The 19,690-nt window shown below is 41.4% G+C and carries 11 protein-coding genes, 6 tRNA genes, 3 rRNA genes, 1 pseudogene, 1 riboswitch and 1 other annotated feature; of the genes and pseudogenes, 18 read left to right on the top strand and 3 right to left on the bottom strand.

Features of this window, described 5'->3' with window-relative positions; all coding sequences use genetic code 11:
- The first annotated feature begins 48 nt into the window (after nt 1-48).
- The 11 genes from D0Z64_RS01965 (at nt 49) to D0Z64_RS02015 (ending at nt 9,175) form a co-directional block, all read left to right on the top strand.
- A 16S ribosomal RNA gene (locus D0Z64_RS01965) occupies nt 49-1,612 on the top strand.
- 201 nt (nt 1,613-1,813) lie between these two features.
- A 23S ribosomal RNA gene (locus D0Z64_RS01970) occupies nt 1,814-4,712 on the top strand.
- 59 nt (nt 4,713-4,771) lie between these two features.
- Nucleotides 4,772-4,888, top strand: a 5S ribosomal RNA gene (rrf, locus tag D0Z64_RS01975).
- The 16S, 23S and 5S rRNA genes sit together here with 3 tRNA genes alongside, the layout of an rRNA operon.
- 13 nt (nt 4,889-4,901) lie before the next feature.
- A tRNA-Asn gene (locus D0Z64_RS01980) sits at nt 4,902-4,974 on the top strand.
- A 5-nt stretch (nt 4,975-4,979) separates the two neighbouring features.
- Nucleotides 4,980-5,070: transfer RNA gene (locus D0Z64_RS01985), tRNA-Ser, on the top strand.
- Between the two features lie 19 nt (nt 5,071-5,089).
- A tRNA-Val gene (locus D0Z64_RS01990) sits at nt 5,090-5,162 on the top strand.
- Between the two features lie 88 nt (nt 5,163-5,250).
- Entirely contained in the window at nt 5,251-6,129 is an 879-nt protein-coding gene (locus D0Z64_RS01995; RefSeq protein ID WP_080881204.1) for a metal ABC transporter solute-binding protein, Zn/Mn family, read from the top strand.
- 59 nt (nt 6,130-6,188) lie between these two features.
- Nucleotides 6,189-6,260: transfer RNA gene (locus tag D0Z64_RS02000), tRNA-Glu, on the top strand.
- A 5-nt stretch (nt 6,261-6,265) separates the two neighbouring features.
- Nucleotides 6,266-6,338 (top strand) — tRNA-Val (locus D0Z64_RS02005).
- Nucleotides 6,339-6,402: 64 nt separating this feature from the next.
- A riboswitch (SMK box riboswitch) is annotated at nt 6,403-6,489 on the top strand.
- Nucleotides 6,487-7,686, top strand: coding sequence for a methionine adenosyltransferase (metK, locus tag D0Z64_RS02010; RefSeq protein ID WP_080881205.1), 1,200 nt, complete (start codon nt 6,487-6,489; stop codon nt 7,684-7,686). It overlaps the preceding riboswitch by 3 nt.
- Before the next feature lie 22 nt (nt 7,687-7,708).
- On the top strand, nt 7,709-9,175 hold the full coding sequence (locus D0Z64_RS02015; protein WP_080881206.1) for an MDR family MFS transporter: 1,467 nt from the start codon (nt 7,709-7,711) through the stop codon (nt 9,173-9,175).
- A 38-nt stretch (nt 9,176-9,213) separates the two neighbouring features.
- Here the strand turns inward: D0Z64_RS02015 and D0Z64_RS02020 are convergent, their stop codons facing one another.
- A complete protein-coding gene (locus D0Z64_RS02020; protein ID WP_080881207.1) occupies nt 9,214-9,882 on the bottom strand; it encodes a phosphatase PAP2 family protein in 669 nt (222 codons plus the stop codon).
- Nucleotides 9,883-9,952: 70 nt separating this feature from the next.
- Nucleotides 9,953-10,135 (top strand) — a binding site (T-box leader).
- Nucleotides 10,136-10,172: 37 nt separating this feature from the next.
- On the opposite strand from D0Z64_RS02020, the gene leuS reads away from it, so the two are divergent.
- The 5 genes and pseudogenes from leuS (at nt 10,173) to D0Z64_RS02040 (ending at nt 16,985) form a co-directional block, all read left to right on the top strand.
- Nucleotides 10,173-12,587 (top strand): leucine--tRNA ligase, encoded by a 2,415-nt coding sequence (gene leuS / locus D0Z64_RS02025; protein ID WP_006351655.1) that lies wholly within the window; start codon nt 10,173-10,175, stop codon nt 12,585-12,587.
- A gap of 99 nt (nt 12,588-12,686) precedes the next feature.
- The gene (locus D0Z64_RS02030) at nt 12,687-14,336 is read left to right on the top strand and encodes a putative polysaccharide biosynthesis protein (RefSeq protein WP_080881208.1); all 1,650 of its coding nucleotides are present in this window, start codon (nt 12,687-12,689) and stop codon (nt 14,334-14,336) included.
- A 415-nt stretch (nt 14,337-14,751) separates the two neighbouring features.
- Nucleotides 14,752-14,971, top strand: a pseudogene (locus tag D0Z64_RS02035) (cupin domain-containing protein); the annotation flags it as partial.
- 21 nt (nt 14,972-14,992) lie between these two features.
- The gene (locus tag D0Z64_RS08290; RefSeq protein WP_164742110.1) at nt 14,993-15,625 is read left to right on the top strand and encodes a hypothetical protein; all 633 of its coding nucleotides are present in this window, start codon (nt 14,993-14,995) and stop codon (nt 15,623-15,625) included.
- A gap of 520 nt (nt 15,626-16,145) precedes the next feature.
- A complete protein-coding gene (locus D0Z64_RS02040; protein WP_127345550.1) occupies nt 16,146-16,985 on the top strand; it encodes a hypothetical protein in 840 nt (279 codons plus the stop codon).
- 43 nt (nt 16,986-17,028) lie between these two features.
- Here the strand turns inward: D0Z64_RS02040 and D0Z64_RS02045 are convergent, their stop codons facing one another.
- Entirely contained in the window at nt 17,029-17,256 is a 228-nt protein-coding gene (locus D0Z64_RS02045) for a PspC domain-containing protein (protein WP_127345551.1), read from the bottom strand.
- Between the two features lie 88 nt (nt 17,257-17,344).
- Nucleotides 17,345-17,428: transfer RNA gene (locus D0Z64_RS02050), tRNA-Leu, on the bottom strand.
- 97 nt (nt 17,429-17,525) lie between these two features.
- Here D0Z64_RS02050 and D0Z64_RS02055 point away from each other — a divergent pair.
- Nucleotides 17,526-18,824 carry a serine hydrolase gene (locus D0Z64_RS02055; protein ID WP_127345552.1) on the top strand — a complete coding sequence of 433 codons (1,299 nt, stop codon included), beginning with the start codon at nt 17,526-17,528 and terminating at the stop codon, nt 18,822-18,824.
- The gene (locus tag D0Z64_RS02060) at nt 18,825-19,682 is read left to right on the top strand and encodes an NAD(P)H-hydrate dehydratase (protein WP_127345553.1); all 858 of its coding nucleotides are present in this window, start codon (nt 18,825-18,827) and stop codon (nt 19,680-19,682) included.
- Nucleotides 19,683-19,690 lie beyond the last annotated feature (8 nt).

Here is a 19,690-nt window from a genome sequence, read left to right on the forward strand (position 1 = left end):
TTCGCAAGCAATAAATTTTGAGACAAAGATCTTAAAAACGATTATTTAAAAAATGAGAGTTTGATCCTGGCTCAGGACGAACGCTGGCGGCGTGCCTAATACATGCAAGTCGAGCGAGCAGAACTAACAGATCTACTTCGGTAGTGACGTTTCGGAAGCGAGCGGCGGATGGGTGAGTAACACGTGGGTAACCTGCCCTTAAGTCTGGGATACCACTTGGAAACAGGTGCTAATACCGGATAACAACAAGTGCTGCATGGCACTTGCTTGAAAGGCGGCGCAAGCTGTCGCTAAAGGATGGACCCGCGGTGCATTAGCTAGTTGGTAAGGTAACGGCTTACCAAGGCAACGATGCATAGCCGAGTTGAGAGACTGATCGGCCACATTGGGACTGAGACACGGCCCAAACTCCTACGGGAGGCAGCAGTAGGGAATCTTCCACAATGGGCGAAAGCCTGATGGAGCAACGCCGCGTGAGTGAAGAAGGTTTTCGGATCGTAAAGCTCTGTTGTTGGTGAAGAAGGATAGAGGTAGTAACTGGCCTTTATTTGACGGTAATCAACCAGAAAGTCACGGCTAACTACGTGCCAGCAGCCGCGGTAATACGTAGGTGGCAAGCGTTGTCCGGATTTATTGGGCGTAAAGCGAGCGCAGGCGGAGAAATAAGTCTGATGTGAAAGCCCTCGGCTTAACCGGGGAATTGCATCGGAAACTGTTTTTCTTGAGTGCAGAAGAGGAGAGTGGAACTCCATGTGTAGCGGTGGAATGCGTAGATATATGGAGGAACACCAGTGGCGAAGGCGGCTCTCTGGTCTGTAACTGACGCTGAGGCTCGAAAGCATGGGTAGCGAACAGGATTAGATACCCTGGTAGTCCATGCCGTAAACGATGAGTGCTAAGTGTTGGGAGGTTTCCGCCTCTCAGTGCTGCAGCTAACGCATTAAGCACTCCGCCTGGGGAGTACGACCGCAAGGTTGAAACTCAAAGGAATTGACGGGGGCCCGCACAAGCGGTGGAGCATGTGGTTTAATTCGAAGCAACGCGAAGAACCTTACCAGGTCTTGACATCTAGCGCAATCCGTAGAGATACGGAGTTCCCTTCGGGGACGCTAAGACAGGTGGTGCATGGCTGTCGTCAGCTCGTGTCGTGAGATGTTGGGTTAAGTCCCGCAACGAGCGCAACCCTTGTCATTAGTTGCCAGCATTAAGTTGGGCACTCTAATGAGACTGCCGGTGACAAACCGGAGGAAGGTGGGGACGACGTCAAGTCATCATGCCCCTTATGACCTGGGCTACACACGTGCTACAATGGGCAGTACAACGAGAAGCAAGCCTGCGAAGGCAAGCGAATCTCTGAAAGCTGTTCTCAGTTCGGACTGCAGTCTGCAACTCGACTGCACGAAGCTGGAATCGCTAGTAATCGCGGATCAGCACGCCGCGGTGAATACGTTCCCGGGCCTTGTACACACCGCCCGTCACACCATGGGAGTCTGCAATGCCCGAAGCCGGTGGCCTAACCTTCGGGAAGGAGCCGTCTAAGGCAGGGCAGATGACTGGGGTGAAGTCGTAACAAGGTAGCCGTAGGAGAACCTGCGGCTGGATCACCTCCTTTCTAAGGAAGCAGCGGATATGGAGAGTAGAAATACTAAGAGAAGTATCCAAAGCAAGCGGAAGCACACTGAGAAACTTTGTTTAGTTTTGAGGGCATTAGCTCTCAGAGTTAGCACATTGAAAACTGAATACAATCCAAGCAAAAACCGAGACAATCAAAGAAGAGATTGAAGAGCGACCGAGAAGAGAGATTCTTGAGTAAGGTCAAGTAGAAAAGGGCGCACGGTGAATGCCTAGGCACTAGAAGCCGATGAAGGACGTAACGAACTGCGAAAAGCTTCGGGGAGCTGTAAGTAAGCTAAGATCCGGAGATGTCCGAATGGGGGAACCCGGTGCAGGAGATGCATCATTGCATGCTGTTAAGGCATGTAAGGGAAGACGCAGCGAACTGAAACATCTAAGTAGCTGCAGGAAGAGAAAGAAAAATCGATTTCCTTAGTAGCGGCGAGCGAAGAGGAAAGAGCCTAAACCCGTTGATTTATCAGCGGGGGTTGTAGGACTGCGCAAGGCAGCTCAAAGGATAGCAGAACTACCTGGGAAGGTAGGCCAGAGAGGGTGAGAGCCCCGTAAGCGAAATCCAGCGAGCGCCGGCAGGATCCTGAGTAGGGCGGAACACGAGGAATTCCGTTTGAATCCGCGAGGACCATCTCGCAAGGCTAAATACTAGCTAGTGACCGATAGTGAACCAGTACCGTGAGGGAAAGGTGAAAAGAACCCCGGAAGGGGAGTGAAAGAGAACCTGAAACCGTGTGCCTACAAGTAGTCAGAGCACATTAAAGTGTAATGGCGTGCCTTTTGTAGAATGAACCGGCGAGTTATGCTGTGCAGCGAGGTTAAGTCAGAAAAGACGGAGCCGGAGCGAAAGCGAGTCTGAAGAGGGCGAGAAGTTGTGCGGTGTAGACCCGAAACCAAGTGACCTACCCATGACCAGGTTGAAGGTGCGGTAAAACGCACTGGAGGACCGAACCCACGTAAGTTAAAAATTGCGGGGATGAGTTGTGGGTAGCGGTGAAATTCCAAACGAACTTGGAGATAGCTGGTTCTCTCCGAAATAGCTTTAGGGCTAGCCTCGTGGAGAGGATAATGGAGGTAGAGCTCTGTTTGGACAAGGGGCCCGTCAGGGGTTACTAAATCCAGATAAACTGCGAATTCCAGATATCCATACACGGGAGTCAGACTGCGAGTGATAAGATCCGTAGTCGAAAGGGAAACAGCCCAGATCACCAGTTAAGGTCCCCAAATCTATGCTAAGTGGAAAAGGATGTGGAGTTGCGTAGACAACTAGGACGTTGGCTCAGAAGCAGCCATCATTCAAAGAGTGCGTAATAGCTCACTAGTCGAGTGGCTCTGCGCCGAAAATTTACCGGGGCTAAGCATAGTACCGAAACTGTGGACGTGTTTTAAAGAGCACGTGGTAGGAGAGCGTTCTAAGAGCGGAGAAGTCTGATCGAGAGGACAGATGGAGCGCTTAGAAGTGAGAATGCCGGTATGAGTAGCGAAAGATAGGTAAGAATCCTATCCGCCGGAAGACTAAGGTTTCCTGGGGCAGGCTCGTCCGCCCAGGGTAAGTCGGGACCTAAGGCAAGGCCGAGAGGCGTAACCGATGGATAACAGGTAGAGATTCCTGTACTGCGTTTAATCGTTAAGAGCGAAGGAGGGACGCAGGAGGCGAAGCACGCATGGCGCTGGAATGCCATGTTCAAGCGATAAGCCTGGGAGCGAGTAAAATGCTTGCTTCTAAGGGCAAGTCGTGAGGAGGAGCGAAGTTAAAGTAGCGAAGGTGCAAGAGTCACACTGCCAAGAAAAGCTTCTAGCCAGAGAGAACGTACCCGTACCGCAAACCGACACAGGTAGTCAAGTGGAGAACACTAAGGTGAGCGAGAGAACTCTCGTTAAGGAACTCGGCAAAATGACCCCGTAACTTCGGGAGAAGGGGTGCTGATCGAGAGATCAGCCGCAGAGAATAGGCCCAAACAACTGTTTATCAAAAACACAGGTCTCTGCAAAGTCGTAAGACGACGTATAGGGGCTGACACCTGCCCGGTGCTGGAAGGTTAAGAGGAGTGCTTAGCTTCGGCGAAGGTACGAATTTAAGCCCCAGTAAACGGCGGCCGTAACTATAACGGTCCTAAGGTAGCGAAATTCCTTGTCGGGTAAGTTCCGACCTGCACGAAAGGTGTAATGATTTGGGCACTGTCTCAACGAGAGACTCGGTGAAATTATAATACCCGTGAAGATGCGGGTTACCCGCGACAGGACGGAAAGACCCCATGGAGCTTCACTGTAGCTTGATATTGAGTATCTGTTAAACATGTACAGGATAGGTAGGAGCCAGAGAAGGTAGGACGCTAGTCTTACTGGAGGCGATGTTGGGATACTACCCTTGTTTGATGGATGCTCTAACCTAGGCCCGTAAGCCGGGCCAGGGACAGTGTCAGGTAGGCAGTTTGACTGGGGCGGTCGCCTCCTAAAGTGTAACGGAGGCGCTCAAAGGTTCCCTCAGAATGGTTGGAAATCATTCGCAGAGTGTAAAGGTATAAGGGAGCTTGACTGCGAGAGAGACAGCTCGAGCAGGGACGAAAGTCGGACTTAGTGATCTGGTGGTACCGTATGGAAGGGCCATCACTCAACGGATAAAAGCTACCCTGGGGATAACAGGCTTATCTCCCCCAAGAGTTCACATCGACGGGGAGGTTTGGCACCTCGATGTCGGCTCGTCGCATCCTGGGGCTGAAGTTGGTCCCAAGGGTTGGGCTGTTCGCCCATTAAAGCGGCACGCGAGCTGGGTTCAGAACGTCGTGAGACAGTTCGGTCCCTATCCGTCGTGGGCGCAGGAAATTTGAGAGGAGCTGTCCTTAGTACGAGAGGACCGGGATGGACGCACCGCTGGTGTACCAGTTGTCTTGCCAAAGGCATCGCTGGGTAGCTATGTGCGGAAGGGATAAGCGCTGAAAGCATCTAAGTGCGAAGCCCCCCTCAAGATGAGATTTCCAATGCGAAAGCAGTAAGACACCTCAGAGACGATGAGGTAGATAGGCTGGGAGTGGAAGTTCTGCGAAGAATGGAGCGGACCAGTACTAATCAGTCGAGAACTTGACCAAAGCTCAGAGGTCGGAGCTTGGAATGTATTTAGTTTTGAGCGTGGAAGCTCAAGAAAGAGTACGGTGGCGATAGCAAGAAGGATACACCTGTTCCCATGCCGAACACAGAAGTTAAGCTTCTTAACGCCGAGAGTAGTTGGTGGGAAACTGCCTGCGAGGGTAGGCAGCTGCCGTGCTCTTTTTTAATATTCCGGCTTAGCTCAGTTGGTAGAGCGCTTGACTGTTAATCAAGATGTCGTCAGTTCGAGTCTGACAGCCGGAGCTAATGGAGTCTTGTCCGAGTGGCTTAAGGAGCATGATTGGAAATCATGTATACGGGTTTATACCTGTATCGAGGGTTCAAATCCCTCAGACTCCGTTGGGGTTGTACCCAGAATGGAGGATTAGCTCAGCTGGGAGAGCATCTGCCTTACAAGCAGGAGGTCACAGGTTCGAGCCCTGTATCCTCCATATTGAGAACGGAAGGTCTTTAAGATCTTCCTTTTTTTGTTTTAATTATTAGAAGAATTTACTCGATTAAACAAGAAAGGAATGAAATATGAGAAGAAGAACCGATATTTTTCTCGCATTATTTTTATTATTGTTAACTTTAACTGCCTGTCAAAACAAATCGCAAGAGAGCACATCAAAACATAAAGTAAATATCGTTACATCGACAAATATATACAGTGATATAGCAAAACAAATAATAGGTAAACATGGGACTGTAAAGTCAATAATCAGTAACGGAAATACAGATCCTCATGATTTTGAGGCAACTGTTGACTCTGCTAAAGAAGTAGCAGAGTCAAATATCTTGATTGCTAACGGTTTAGGCTACGATGATTGGATGAATAATTTAGCAAAATCCAATAACTTAAAACTAACTAAAGTTGGAGAAGATCTAATGCACCTGAAAACAGGTGATAATCCTCATATTTGGTATGATTTAGCAATGCCAGAAAAATACGTGAATTATTTAGTGAAAAGAGCAGGTCAAATTGATCCGGATCATAAATCTTATTTTCAAGCTAGAGCTAAAAAGTATTTAGCCAAAATCAATAAGATCAAGGCTTTGGCAAAAACAATCAATGGGGCAAAAGAAAAACAAGTTTACGTAAGTGAACCAGTCTTTGACTATGCTTTAAACGATTGCCATTTTACAATCGGGGACAAGGATTTCGAAGAAGCCGTCGAGAATGAAACAGATCCTAGTGCTAAGAGCGTTCATCAGATGCAAACAGAAATAAAAGAAAAGAAGGTTTCTTTCTTTGTAAACAACACTCAAGCATCGAGTTCAACGGTAGAAAACTTTGTAAAATTATGTAAACAAAATGGTATTCCTGTATTAAATGTTAGAGAAACAATGCCTAATGGCGTGCATTATAGTGACTGGATGATGCAAAACTACAAAAAATTAAAAGAAGTTGCCAAATAACCCTTGCATTTTATCTCATTTCCGGTATACTAGTTTATGTTCTCGGTTATGAGATTTAAGACCCGTTGGTCAAGTGGTTAAGACACGGCCCTTTCACGGCCGTAACATGGGTTCAAATCCCGTACGGGTCACTTATGGAGGATTAGCTCAGCTGGGAGAGCATCTGCCTTACAAGCAGGAGGTCACAGGTTCGAGCCCTGTATCCTCCATCGTTCTAAGACTACCGATCATGGTAGTCTTTTTTTATTCCTAGCAAGAACGAATTTTTAATCAAATCGGTTCAAGTCCTGATGGGATTCACTTTTTGTGAAGATTCCTTGTAACCGAATGGCTATATGTCTATATAGGGGGACTAATATGGAAAAACGTTTATTTACTTCAGAATCTGTTTCTGAAGGGCACCCTGATAAGGTTGCTGATCAAATTTCAGATGCAATATTGGATGCACTTTTGGCAAAAGACCCAAATTCACACGTTGCATGTGAGACAATTGTAACTACTGGTATGGTTTATGTCTTTGGAGAAATCTCCACGAATGCTTATGTTGATATTCAGAGCGTCGTCCGTAAAACCATTTTAAAGATTGGCTATGATCGTCCAGAATTAGGTTTTGATGGTAATAACTGTGCTGTTCTGGTTGATATTGATGAGCAGTCACCTGATATTGCTGGTGGTGTTGATCATTCTCTTGAAACTAGAGAAGATAAGGACGATAAAGATAAGCTTGATCAAATTGGTGCCGGCGACCAAGGCTTGATGTTTGGGTTTGCAATTAAAGAAACACCTGAATTGATGCCACTTCCAATTTCATTGGCGCACCGTTTAATGAGAAGAGTAGCAGCATTAAGAAAAGACAATACTTTAGATTGGCTTCGTCCAGATGCAAAAGCACAAGTTACGGTTGAATATGATGAAGATCATAAGCCAAAGAGAGTTGATACAGTTGTTATTTCAACTCAAACAGATGCTGAAGTTTCAAACGATGAAATTCGTCGTGCAATGATCGATTTGGTTATTAAAGAAGTTATTCCTGCAAAATATTTGGATAGTGAAACCAAATTCTTGATAAATCCATCAGGTCGTTTCGTTATTGGTGGACCTAAAGGTGACTCAGGTTTGACTGGTCGTAAGATTATCGTTGATACTTACGGTGGTTACGCTCGTCACGGTGGTGGTGCCTTTTCTGGAAAGGATCCAACAAAGGTTGACCGTTCTGCTTCATATGCGGCACGTTATGTTGCTAAAAATATTGTTGCTGCTGGCCTTGCATATCGCTGTGAAGTTCAACTCGCTTATGCGATTGGTGTGGCTCACCCAGTATCAATTATGATTGACACTGCTGGAACAGGAAAAGTTGACGATCAACTTTTAACCGAAGCTGTTCGTCACGTATTTGATTTGCGTCCAGCTGGCATTATTAAGATGCTAAACTTGCGTCGACCAATCTATGAACAAACAGCTGCTTATGGTCACTTCGGTAGAACGGATATTGATTTGCCATGGGAGAAGACTGATAAGACTCAAGAATTGCTTGATTTTATCGAAAGTAATAAATAAGAATACTAAGAGGGAGTAAGTAATGAAAAAAACAAACGTGTCAATCGTCACGCTTGCAATTTTTATGACGACTTTTATGACTGCAATTGAAGGAACAATCGTTTCAACAGCAATGCCGACTATTGTTTCTGATCTTGATGGATTGGAAATAATGAACTGGGTGGTTGCAATTTTCCTTCTGATAACGGCAGTTTCGACTCCTTTATACGGAAAACTGGCAGATAGCATAGGGTGCAAGCCAGTTTTTTTGTTTGGGATCGCACTTTTTGTCATTGGTTCATCTTTATGCGGCTTAGCCCAAAATATGGTTGAATTGATTCTATTTAGAGTAATTCAGGGCCTGGGTTCAGGTGCCGTCCAACCAGTTGCAATTACGATTATCGCCGATTTATATAAATTAGAAAAACGTGCCAAAATGTTGGGACTAAATTCAGGCTTTTGGGGAGTGGCCGCGGTTATTGCACCATTATTAGGCGGCTTTATTGTTCAGCATTTATCTTGGCATTGGGTTTTCTATATTAATGTTCCTATCGGGATTATTGCTTTCCTATTAGTCGTATTTTTCTTGAAAGAACCAGAGCATAGCTCAAAATCAAAAATGGATCTCAAAGGTACGTTTTATTTAATTGTTTTTTTGCTTTCGTTGATGGTCTTCTTGCAAGAATTAGGAACCAGCAACAATTGGCTTTTAATGATCGTCTTAGTACTATTAATTATTTCCTCGGTAATAATATTCTTTAAGGTTGAAAAAAGTGCACAAGACCCAATAATGCCGTTAAATATCTTAAAAAGCAAAGAATTCACGATTATTAACTTGATCACATTATTAATTTCTGGAGTTGTTATCGGCTTTGAATTTTATATTCCAACCTGGATGCAGGGAATTAATGGAACCAACGCTTCTTTGGCAGGATTTGCTGTAACGCCAAGTTCGCTAATGTGGATTGTCGGTTCATTCTTGATCGGTTGGATGTTGGCAAAGTGGGGCATCAAGCTTACTTACGACTATATGCTGATTATTTTGATCTTAGCCGATCTAGTTCTAATTTTGGTCCCAATTTATACTCCATTTTGGGTATTTTGTATTGTGGCCGCATTTAACGGTACGGCTTTTGGAGCAATTACAACAGCATCACAAGTTCGTTCGCAGGTCTTAGTAGGAAAAGATGAAATTGGGGTTGCTACAAGTTTTAACACTTTGATGAAATACTTGGGACAAACGATGATGGTTTCAATTTATGGGATCACTTTTAATACAATTATTGCGCAGCATTTGAAAAATCATCCGAATTTGAATCAAGGGATGATGAATAAAATTGTTTCAGCTCAAAAAGCTCTATCTTTACCACAAAAATTGGTACCTCAATTGCGTCAGGTGCTGTTTAGTAGTTTAAAGGGTGTTTACGTTGTTTCTCTGATTGTTATTGTTATTTCCCTGATTATGAATCAGTTTTATCAGAACCATAAACTTAAACAAAATAATGCATAGAAAAACCTCAAGTTCAAAACTTGAGGTTTTTATTTTAATTATGTATTCTTTCGACTTTGATCAATTAGCTCAGGTTCGATATAGAAATGGTATAAGAAGGAGTAACCAATCAAAACGAAGGTAATACCGCCAAGCCATCCGCCGACTACATCTGAAGGATAGTGAACGTGGAGGAAAATTCTGGTGTAGCCAATCATTAGTGGGAATAAAGTCCAAACAATGATTAACAATGTTTTCCAGAATTTATTTTTAATAATTAAAATTATCAGAACAATCAAAATTCCAAACAAAGCTGCGCTACCTACTGAGTGACCAGATGGAAAACTATAACCGTCAGCATAAACCAGGTGACGAACAGTTGGCCGTGGTCGCTGCACCATATGCTTTATAATCCAATTAAAAGCATTAGCGACAATCATTACTCCAGCAGTAAACCAGGCGTATGCATACTGCTTAAAAGCAATTAAAATTACAAATAAAATGATGGCCTCAACAACGATAGTGCTTGTGTTACCTAAATTGGTAAATGTCCTTGCAAAACTGATATTGGCAACATTCGTATTGCATACAACTCCAATGACAGCTTTATCAAAAGATTGGATAAAGGCAGAATTAGAAGCAACTAGCAATGCCCAACCTGCATAAATCAATGTAAAGATTGTTGCAGGAAGCAAGGTGTGTCGAGGTGGTCTTTGTGTATTAATCAAAAGATCTTCTCCTCTTGTCTTTCTATTTTTTAGCATTTGTGGTAAATTATAATCATTATCCATAAGAAAATAAAGGTCAGGAAGTAGTAATAGAAAAATTTTTTCAGAGAGAAGCTGGTTGCTGCGAAGCTTTAAAATTAATCTATGAACTTGTCCTGAGTTAAAAACCTATCGTTTTGCCATCCGCGTTAAGGAGCAATTAAGTGTCACAATATGTGGAACTTAGGTGGTACCGCGATAATTCGTCCTATGATTAATTGATCATAGGACTTTTTTGTTAGGAGGAAAATATGTACAATCACAAGGTTGTCGAAAAGAAATGGCAAGATTATTGGGCAAAGCATGATACTTTCAAAACTACCAATGATCCTAAAAAGAAAAATTATTATGCCTTAGATATGTTCCCATTCCCATCAGGCAAAGGCCTTCACGTTGGTCACCCAGAAGGTTACACCGCAACGGATATTATTGCCAGAATGAAGCGAGCACAAGGCTACAATGTCCTTCACCCAATGGGCTGGGATGCATTTGGTCTTCCAACTGAACAATACGCTTTAAAGACTGGTGAAGATCCAGCCTTAGTTACTAAAGAAAATATTGCTACTTTCAAAGAGCAGCTTAATAAGTTGGGCTTTTCATATGATTGGGGTCGTGAAATTACAACTAGTGATCCTAATTATTACAAGTGGACTCAATGGGTCTTTGAACAAATGTATAAAAAGGGGCTTGCTTATGAAGCCGATGTACCAGTTAATTGGTCACCAGATCTTGGTACTGTAGTTGCCAACGAAGAAGTAATCGATGGTAAAACTGAACGTGGTGGCTACCCAGTATATCGCCGCAACATGAAGCAATGGATGCTTAAGATGACTGCCTATGCTGATCGTCTGCTTGAAGATCTGGACGATTTGGACTGGCCAGAACCAGTTAAGGAAATGCAACGCAACTGGATCGGCCGTTCTGAAGGTGCTCAAGTTACTTTCAAAGTTAAAGACAGTGACAAGACTTTTGATGTCTTTACCACGCGTCCAGATACCTTATTCGGCTGCTCATACACCGTTTTGGCACCAGAAAGCGATTTGGTTCAAGAAATCACTACTCCTGAACAAAAAGAAGCTGTCGATGCTTACATTAAATCTATTGAATCTAAGTCTGACCTTGAAAGAACTGATCTTAACAAGGATAAAACTGGGGTCTTCACTGGTGCTTACGCAATCAACCCAGTTAATGGCAAAGAAATTCCAATTTGGATTTCTGATTATGTCTTAGCAAGCTACGGTACGGGTGCCGTTATGGCCGTCCCAGCTCATGACGATCGTGACTATGCTTTTGCTACTAAGTTCCATTTACCAATTAATGCAGTTATCGAAGGTGGCAATCTTGAAAAAGAAGCTTACACCGGTGATGGCAAGCACATTAATTCAGAATTCTTAGATGGTTTAAACATTGAAGAAGCTAAGAAGCGCATGATCCAATGGCTCGAAGATCATAACTGCGGCAAGAAGAAGGTTAACTACAAGCTTCGTGACTGGGACTTCAGTCGTCAACGTTACTGGGGTGAACCAATTCCAGTTATTCACTGGGAAGATGGTACTACTTCACTTGTTCCAGAAGATGAGCTTCCACTTCGTTTGCCACATGCAACTAACATTAAGCCATCTGGTACGCCAGAATCACCACTTGCCAACTTAACTGATTGGGTAAACGTCGTTGATAAAAATGGTCGCAAGGGCAAACGTGAAACCAACACTATGCCAAACTGGGCTGGTTCATCATGGTATTACCTTCGTTATGTTGATCCACATAATGACAAAGAATTGGCTAACTACGATCTCTTGAAGCAATGGCTCCCAGTTGATCTTTACATTGGTGGTGCAGAACATGCCGTTCGTCACCTTCTTTACGCTAGATTCTGGCACAAGGTTCTTTATGACTTGGGTGTTGTTCCAACCAAAGAACCATTCCAACGTTTATACAATCAAGGCTTGATCTTGAAGAATCATGAAAAGATGTCTAAGTCTAAAGGAAACGTTGTTAACCCTGATGATGTTATTGATGAATACGGTGCTGACTCACTTAGAATGTACGAAATGTTCATGGGTCCACTTGATGCTTCAATTGATTGGGATGACAATGGCCCAGCTTCAACTAAGAAGTTCTTAGATCGTGTATGGCGCTTAATGGTTAACGATCTTGACTTGAAGGCAATTCCACAAGAAAAAATTGTTGATGAAAATGACGGTGAGCTGGACAAGGTATATAACGAAACCGTTAAGAAAGTTACTGAAGACTTTGACGCTCTTCACTTCAATACCGCTATTTCTCAAATGATGGTCTTTGCTAATGCTGCACAAAAGGCCAAAACGATTCCACGTGAATATGCTGAGGGCTTCGTTAAATTGCTTGCCCCAATTGCACCACACATGATGGAAGAAATTTGGTCCGTCTTTGGTCACGATGAATCAATTACTTATGCTAAATGGCCAACTTACGATCCAGACAAGTTGGTTGAATCAACAGTTGAAATTATGGTTCAAGTTAACGGTAAGCTTCGCGGCAAGTTTAAAGCTGCAAAGGATACTGCAAAAGATGAATTGCAAAAACAAGCTTTAGCAATTCCACACGTTGAAAAGTTTTTAGAAGGAAAAGACATTAAAAAGGTTATTGTTATTCCTAATAAGATTGTTAATATCGTTGCCAAATAAGTTTAATTTTTCCTAAAAAAGAAAAAATATTGTTGTATCTTCTTTTAGAGACTAGCAGAATAGATTAGTTAGATTGAGCTTTAGGAAATTTTGAATTAAATGGAAGAAAATGAAACAAATCTAAAAGGAAAAAATACGCAGGAAACCTTTATTAAAGGTTCTGCGTGGATGACATTTGGTTCAATTGCTTCAAGAATTTTAGGTGCGCTTTATATTATTCCTTGGTATGCCTGGATGGGAGACTATGGAAATATTGCGAACGCGCTGACTGCTAGAAGTTATAATATTTACAGTATTTTTATTCTAATTTCTACAGCGGGAATTCCTGGTGCAATTGCCAAACAAGTAGCTAAATATAATGCCTTGAATGAGTATGGGATTGGTCGAAAATTATTCCGCAAAGGTTTAATTTTGATGGCAATTTTGGGGGTCATTTCAGCTGCAATCATGTATTTTGCCGCACCGCTTTTAGCATCAAACGGCAGTGCAAGTGATCCAAGACAAGTCGCAGTGATGCGCAGTTTATCATATGCTATTTTGATTATTCCGATTCTGAGCATCATGCGTGGTTACTTTCAAGGTTATGCCGATATGATGCCATCGGCTCTGTCGCAGTTTGTTGAACAATTAGCTAGAATTATTTGGATGCTTTTAACGGCATATGTAATTATGCAAATGCAGCATGGTTCTTATGTTCATGCGGTTATTCAATCAAATTTAGCAGCTGCCATCGGTGCCATTTTTGGGATTGGAATTCTGGTTTGGTTCTTATTATCTAGAAGAAATAAGTTGAATGATTTAGTTGAAAATTCTAATAATGCGATCAAGGTTTCAACGGCTAGCTTATTTGCTGAAATCATTGAACAGGCTATCCCATTCATTATTATTGATGCAGGAATTCAGCTGTTCAATCTGGTTGATCAATATTCATTCCACCCAATGATTGCCGGTTTGTTAAGTGCAAGTTCTGACACTATTGAAGGTTGGTATGCGCTATTTTCACTTAATGCCAATAAATTGATCATGATCATTGTTTCTTTGGCAAGTGCAATGGCGGTAACAGCAATTCCGCTTTTATCCGCTGCACATACTCAAGGAGATTTTAAGAGTATTTCAAAACAAATTGGCAATACGCTTGATTTATTCTTATTTGTCATGATTCCAGCATCATTCGGTATGGCTGGTATAGCAACGCCAATTTATACTGTGTTTTACAGTTATGATCCATTAGGCTCTAGTGTTCTTTACTTGTCAGCCTTCACTGCAATCAGTTTGGGACTTTTCACCGTTTTGATGGCTATTTTGCAGGGACTTTCAGAAAATGCACTTGCAATTAAATATCTGGTTTTAGGTTTAATTTTAAAGATACTATTGCAGTATCCAATGATTTATCTATTTAAGATATACGGACCACTGGTTTCTACCAATATTGGGATGCTGGTAATTATCTTCTTAGCGATTAAACATCTGGAAGTGAGTTATGATTTTAATATCGGCCGTACTGGACGGCGATTCACGGGAATTACTGTTTTCTCAATTATAATGTTTGCTGTCGTTAAGCTGATTGTTACCTTTGTCGGAAAAGTGTTAACACCTGAACGTCGTTTCCCAGCTTTGGCTTTGGTTGTTCTAGCTGTTATTGGGGGAGTCGCAGTCTATGGCTATCTGACTTTGAAGACGGGCTTGCTTGAAGAAATCTTGGGCAACAAGGCTACCAGATTATTAAGAAAACTGCATTTGGCTAAATAGAAAAACACGTCACTAAGTTTAAGTGACGTGTTTTTTGGATGGTCAAAAAATTAATTTTTACAACTGAAACTAAGCTTTGTAGTATGACAAACCGATAACTCCGATTAATTCAATTGCTAAAAAAATACTGCCTAAAATCAAGCTCATCATAACGATCATCTTCCTTTTCAATCTCGATCTTATCTTTACATTTTTAATATATCACAAATGTGTCAATAATGAAATCGCTTTTATTATTGGATGAGGAAAAAGGCAGCCAAAAAGCTGCCCATCTTCGCAACCTGCCAAGGAAATTTATTATAGCATTTTTAACAATAAGTAAATATTATGGCCAACCAGTGCTAATAACTATTTCTTTATTCATAAATATTTGACTAAAATGAAGCTAAGAAATTCAAATAAGGAGAGAGAAAAAATGGCAAAGAATGAAGAAGAAGTAAAAAACAACGTTTTTGGTTTTGGCGATCCTAATGACGCTTTTACTAAATACTTTAGTGGCAAAAGCTATTTGAAGGGCTTAGCAATGAGCAAGGCTGCTAAGACTGGGCGTATCTAACGTAACTTTTGAACCTGGCTGTCGCAATAATTGGCATGAACATGAAAATGTTCAAATTTTGATTGCTGCCATCGTTGAGCGGGCGTTATGGACGAGAACTTTGACCTTGGATAATCGCCGGAAGATTGTCGAGAATGGTAAATATACGACTGCATGGCATTGTGATCATGATTATTTTGCTTCAGTTAAAGTACCCCCAATTCCAGGCTATGAAAGTAGCAAGAAAATTGTATCCGGCCCAAAGGTAAGTATGGAGAATCTTGAAGTGGTGGTTGACTATCAAGAAATTAAGCAAGAGGTACCGGACATTTCAACTATGGGTGCTTATGTAGAAACGATTCATTTTGTAGATGAAAATGGGCGTGCTTTAGCAAATGATTGCCAAGAATCGCTTGATTTTGATGATAAGCGGCCAGTACAAACTTTTGCCAGCATCACTGTTACTGTTGTTCCAGGCTATTTTGCCGAAGAAAAGCAGCCAGAAATCACGGTCAAATATCACAAATTAGGTCAGATCATTCCTGTAGATCTGAATGGTCAAATTATTCATGATCCGGAAGATGAAACCAAGATGATGAGTAAAGTCTTTGCCAATGATCCGCATGATGCCAGTCAAGCTTTAAGCGATCAAAAGGTACCTTCGCTTGAAGGCTGGAAGCCAACCGTGCTGACAGTAAGCCCAGTTGAATCAGAAATCAATATTCCGGTTCTTTACAATAAAATTGATAATTAAAAAAGCTTGAGCAGTAATCTACTCAAGTTTTTTTGTACACAAAAACCGCTAAGAGATCAGCATTGTCTTAGCGGCCATGAAAATACAGATACAAAACGACAATTTCAAAGTCACCATAAGGTAAAGAAATTGTTTTGTAGGTTTTCTCCCCTACAATTTATATCATACTCTAAATACGGTTGATGGCAATAATAAAGTGATAAATAAAAATAGCGTAAGGCAAAGAAAAAGGACCTTTGTGCAAAACTAGCTGAAGTACTGTAATATCAGTAGTTCCACATGCCTGTAATTTCTAAAAAGATGATAAAAGCCGACCTAAAGATAATGAAACCGATTAATGCAAAAAGCAGGTAAAAGTCCAAATAAGTACCTAAAAATAAGACACATAAGCAATCTTTAAGTTAAAAAATAAAATATTAAAAATGTTTCATGAGCTGTGGATAGAGAAAACTAACACAAAATAGCTAAGAGGTTTATAATAAATAAAAACAGAGTTTATAGAAATAGAGAAGGTTAAAAGATGAAGAAGAATAAGTTATTTACTGCTGTTGCTGCAATTGCATTATTAGGAAGTACTGGAGTTGGTTTGGTTGCCAATAATGCTCCTGTAGCTCAAGCTGCTACTAAAAAATCAAAGAAGAGCAAATCTACAGTTAGTTCAAAATACCCAGTTATTACGATTAAGAAGGGTGCCGTTTTATATAAAGTAACTGTAAACAAGACAAGTGGTAAAATTACCAAGGTAACTAACAGCAAGAGAATATTTGTTAGTGCCACCAAAGTTAATGCTATTTATTCAACTAAGTATAAGAAGACCAACTACTATTTAATTGATAGTGGATATGCTGTTAAAACCAGTTACGCTAAGGTAACTGGCAAGAAGAGGGTTCCAACCTTGACTTCATTGACTAAGGCTGCAAAAGCAAAGGCAGCTGCAGCTCAAAAGAAGGTTAAGGATACAATTGATCAATGGAATTCTAAGATCACTGCCGCTGCACCACAAACTTACACTGGTAAAGTTAATACTGCAGCAAACTACTTAACCTACAATGACAGCACCAAGAAGTGGTCAGTTGCTTCTGACACGCTTGCTAGCGGAACTCCTGTAACTGTTTTGTTCACAATTGACCTTACAAGCAGTAATGGTTCAACTATTCCAGGTTATTACGCAGTAACTTCTAATAATACTGCTGTTTTGTTGGAACAAACAGATGTAACTTTAGATGATGCAAATGCTCAAGTCCTTGATCAAAGTACTTACACCAGCAAATACAATGCTGCAAAGCAACTTCAAACACAAGCTTTGGCAGCTTTAAAAGCAATCGGCGTTGTTCCTGCAAGTTCAAGCAGCAATAACTAATTAATGTAAAAAAGAAACCCTCAAGTGAGGGCTTCTTTTTTGTCTAATTTTTCTTGAAATCTCCATCTATTGAATTTGTTCGTCCAGTCGGATCAGGCATTACTAGAGCGGCGATCAAGTAAAGCAAAGTTCCTGGGAAAAAGCCAGTGAAAATTATCACAGCTGCGCCAATGATCCGTACCCAAGCTGGATCAATGTCAAAGTATTCAGCTATTCCGCCAAAAACACCAGCTAGGATTTTGTTGCGTGATTTGGTCAATCTCTTTTTCATAAAAATCATCTCATGTTTATAGTCTAATTATATAATATTGTATAATGCAAAAGAAAAAACTAGCCCTCGCGGGACTAGTTTTATTAAATGCCCCGAAAAAGATTCGAACTTTCACTCAGTTACCTGAACAGCGACCTGAACGCTGCGCGTCTGCCAATTCCGCCATCGGGGCAAAGTTATTTTCAACTCATGATTAATAATACCAAATATTTGGTAAAATGTAAGCATAAATATAAAAATCAAATTTTATTCTTTCAAAGGAAATTTCTATGCGAAGAAAATTTAGTTTTAAAAAAGCAGCGATGATCATTGTCGCTGCCGTTTCGTTGTGTTCATTTATGGGCTTTGCTGCCCCTGTTAATGCTAGCAGCACGATTAGTTCATATCGTCAAGACAAATTAAATTTAAATGTTAAATCAGCTTTGGCAATTGATAGCAAGACCGGTCAAATTTTATATGCAAAAAATGCTGACAAAACTTTGCCTATTGCTTCAATGACAAAATTAGTTACGGTTTATTTAACATTGCAAGCCATTAAGAACAAGCAGATTTCTTGGACAACCAAGGTTAAGCCAACTGCAACTATTGTCAAGGTTGCTAATAATTCAGAATATTCAAATGTACCATTAAAGAAGGGCCATTCATATACCATCAAGCAGCTTTATCAGGCTACTTTAATTGAATCTGCTAATGGTGCGGCTATGTGTTTGGCTCAAGCAGTTTCTGGTTCTCAAGTTGCATTTGTCAAAAAAATGCGGGCCCAAGTTAAAAAGTGGGGCATCAATGATGCCAAAATTTACACCGTCTGTGGTTTGCCTAATGGCAACTTGGGCAGCGATGCCTATCCTGGCGTAAGCAAGAATGCAGAAAATACAATGTCTGCCAAAGATATGGCTATTATTGGACAACGATTAATTAACGATTTCCCAGCAGTTTTAAAGACAACTTCAATTGCCAAACTTGTATTTAAAGATCAAGGCAAAACTACTCAAATGGAGAACTTTAACTGGATGTTAAAGGGATTATCACAATATGACGCCAATTTAAAGGTCGATGGCCTTAAGACGGGTACTACTGATGCGGCAGGAGCATGTTTTATCGGAACTATTAAGAAAAACGGCTCAAGAATCATTACCGTTGTCATGGGTGCACGTCACCAAGACGGGACAGATCCTTCCAGATTCGTACAAACCAAAAAGCTGATGAACTGGATTTTCAGCAAATATACGCCAGTAATCATGAATGCTGGTACTACCTTTAACCAGGCTAAAGCAGTTAGTGTTACCGATGGTGATCAGTTAACGACAAACGTTGGCTTAAAGAGCAAAACTACGATCTGGGATCCCGTAGATGGCAGCAAGATTAGTGCATCCTTAACTAAGAAAACTGTTAATGCGCCTGTTACTAAAGGGCAAACAGTGACTGACTACGAATTTAAATCAGGCAAGGAACAATTAGTTTCTTTAAAGCAGCCGAACGGAATGAAGGTTGCCGCTAAATCTTTGCAAAGCAATGGCAAGGTTAATATTTTTGTTAGAATTTGGCGTTGGATTACCGGGGCGAGATAAATGACGCAAACACAAGAAATCAAAGAAGATATTCTTAAAAAAGTTATTAAAACTCGTCCTAGCAATTCCTACAAAGGAAAATTTGGTCGGATTCTTTTAATTGGCGGCAGTGAAAATTATGGTGGCGCAATAATTATGGCAACAGAAGGTGCGATTAACGCTGGAGCCGGCTTAACTGCCGTTGCTACCCGTTCGATCAATTTGACTGCGCTTCATGCAAGAGATCCTGAAGCAATGTACATCGACTGGCAGGATCGCAACTTGCCAGAATTAATTAAAAAGATGGATGTCATTGTTTGTGGGCCCGGTCTTGGCAGCAGCAGAGTGGCCCTGCAAATTATGCAGATGCTAAAGGCTAACGTTGCAGCACAGCAAACAGTCGTGTTAGATGCTAGTGCGCTCGATCTGATCAGCAACGATAAAACACTACTGCCTGGCAAAGCAGGGCATCTGATTTTAACGCCTCATCAAATGGAATGGCAAAGACTCAGTCAGATAAAAATTCCTTTTCAAACTGATAGTGCCAATTTAACCGCCCTTAAGCAGTTAAATTCAGTAGGCAATACTACTTTGGTTTTAAAATCAAATCATACCCATATTTATACCGAAGATGGTAAAATTTTTGTTAATCCAACTGGCAATCCTGGAATGGCGACTGGCGGCATGGGTGATACATTAGCTGGAATTATCGGCGGCTTTATTGCTCAATTTGGCTTTCAAGCTGATAATATTTTAGCAGCAGTGTATTTGCATTCCTTAGCTGGGGATGTCTTGTATCGCGATCACTATTTAGTTAAGCCAACACAGATCTCTCAGTTGCTGCCTAAGTTGATGAAAAAATATGCAGAGCAAGATTAGTGAGACGT

The organism is Lactobacillus amylolyticus (genome assembly GCF_003999355.1).
Lineage (GTDB): Bacteria > Bacillota > Bacilli > Lactobacillales > Lactobacillaceae > Lactobacillus > Lactobacillus amylolyticus.

Bases quoted from the DNA above. Each gene is read 5' to 3' on its own strand.
- D0Z64_RS01995 (WP_080881204.1), top strand. From the start codon at position 5,251: ATGAGAAGAAGAACCGATATTTTTCTCGCATTATTTTTATTATTGTTA.
- metK (WP_080881205.1), top strand. From the start codon at position 6,487: ATGGAAAAACGTTTATTTACTTCAGAATCTGTTTCTGAAGGGCACCCT.
- D0Z64_RS02015 (WP_080881206.1), top strand. From the start codon at position 7,709: ATGAAAAAAACAAACGTGTCAATCGTCACGCTTGCAATTTTTATGACG.
- leuS (WP_006351655.1), top strand. From the start codon at position 10,173: ATGTACAATCACAAGGTTGTCGAAAAGAAATGGCAAGATTATTGGGCA.
- D0Z64_RS02030 (WP_080881208.1), top strand. From the start codon at position 12,687: ATGGAAGAAAATGAAACAAATCTAAAAGGAAAAAATACGCAGGAAACC.
- D0Z64_RS02040 (WP_127345550.1), top strand. From the start codon at position 16,146: ATGAAGAAGAATAAGTTATTTACTGCTGTTGCTGCAATTGCATTATTA.
- D0Z64_RS02045 (WP_127345551.1), bottom strand. From the start codon at position 17,256: ATGAAAAAGAGATTGACCAAATCACGCAACAAAATCCTAGCTGGTGTT.
- D0Z64_RS02055 (WP_127345552.1), top strand. From the start codon at position 17,526: ATGCGAAGAAAATTTAGTTTTAAAAAAGCAGCGATGATCATTGTCGCT.
- D0Z64_RS02060 (WP_127345553.1), top strand. From the start codon at position 18,825: ATGACGCAAACACAAGAAATCAAAGAAGATATTCTTAAAAAAGTTATT.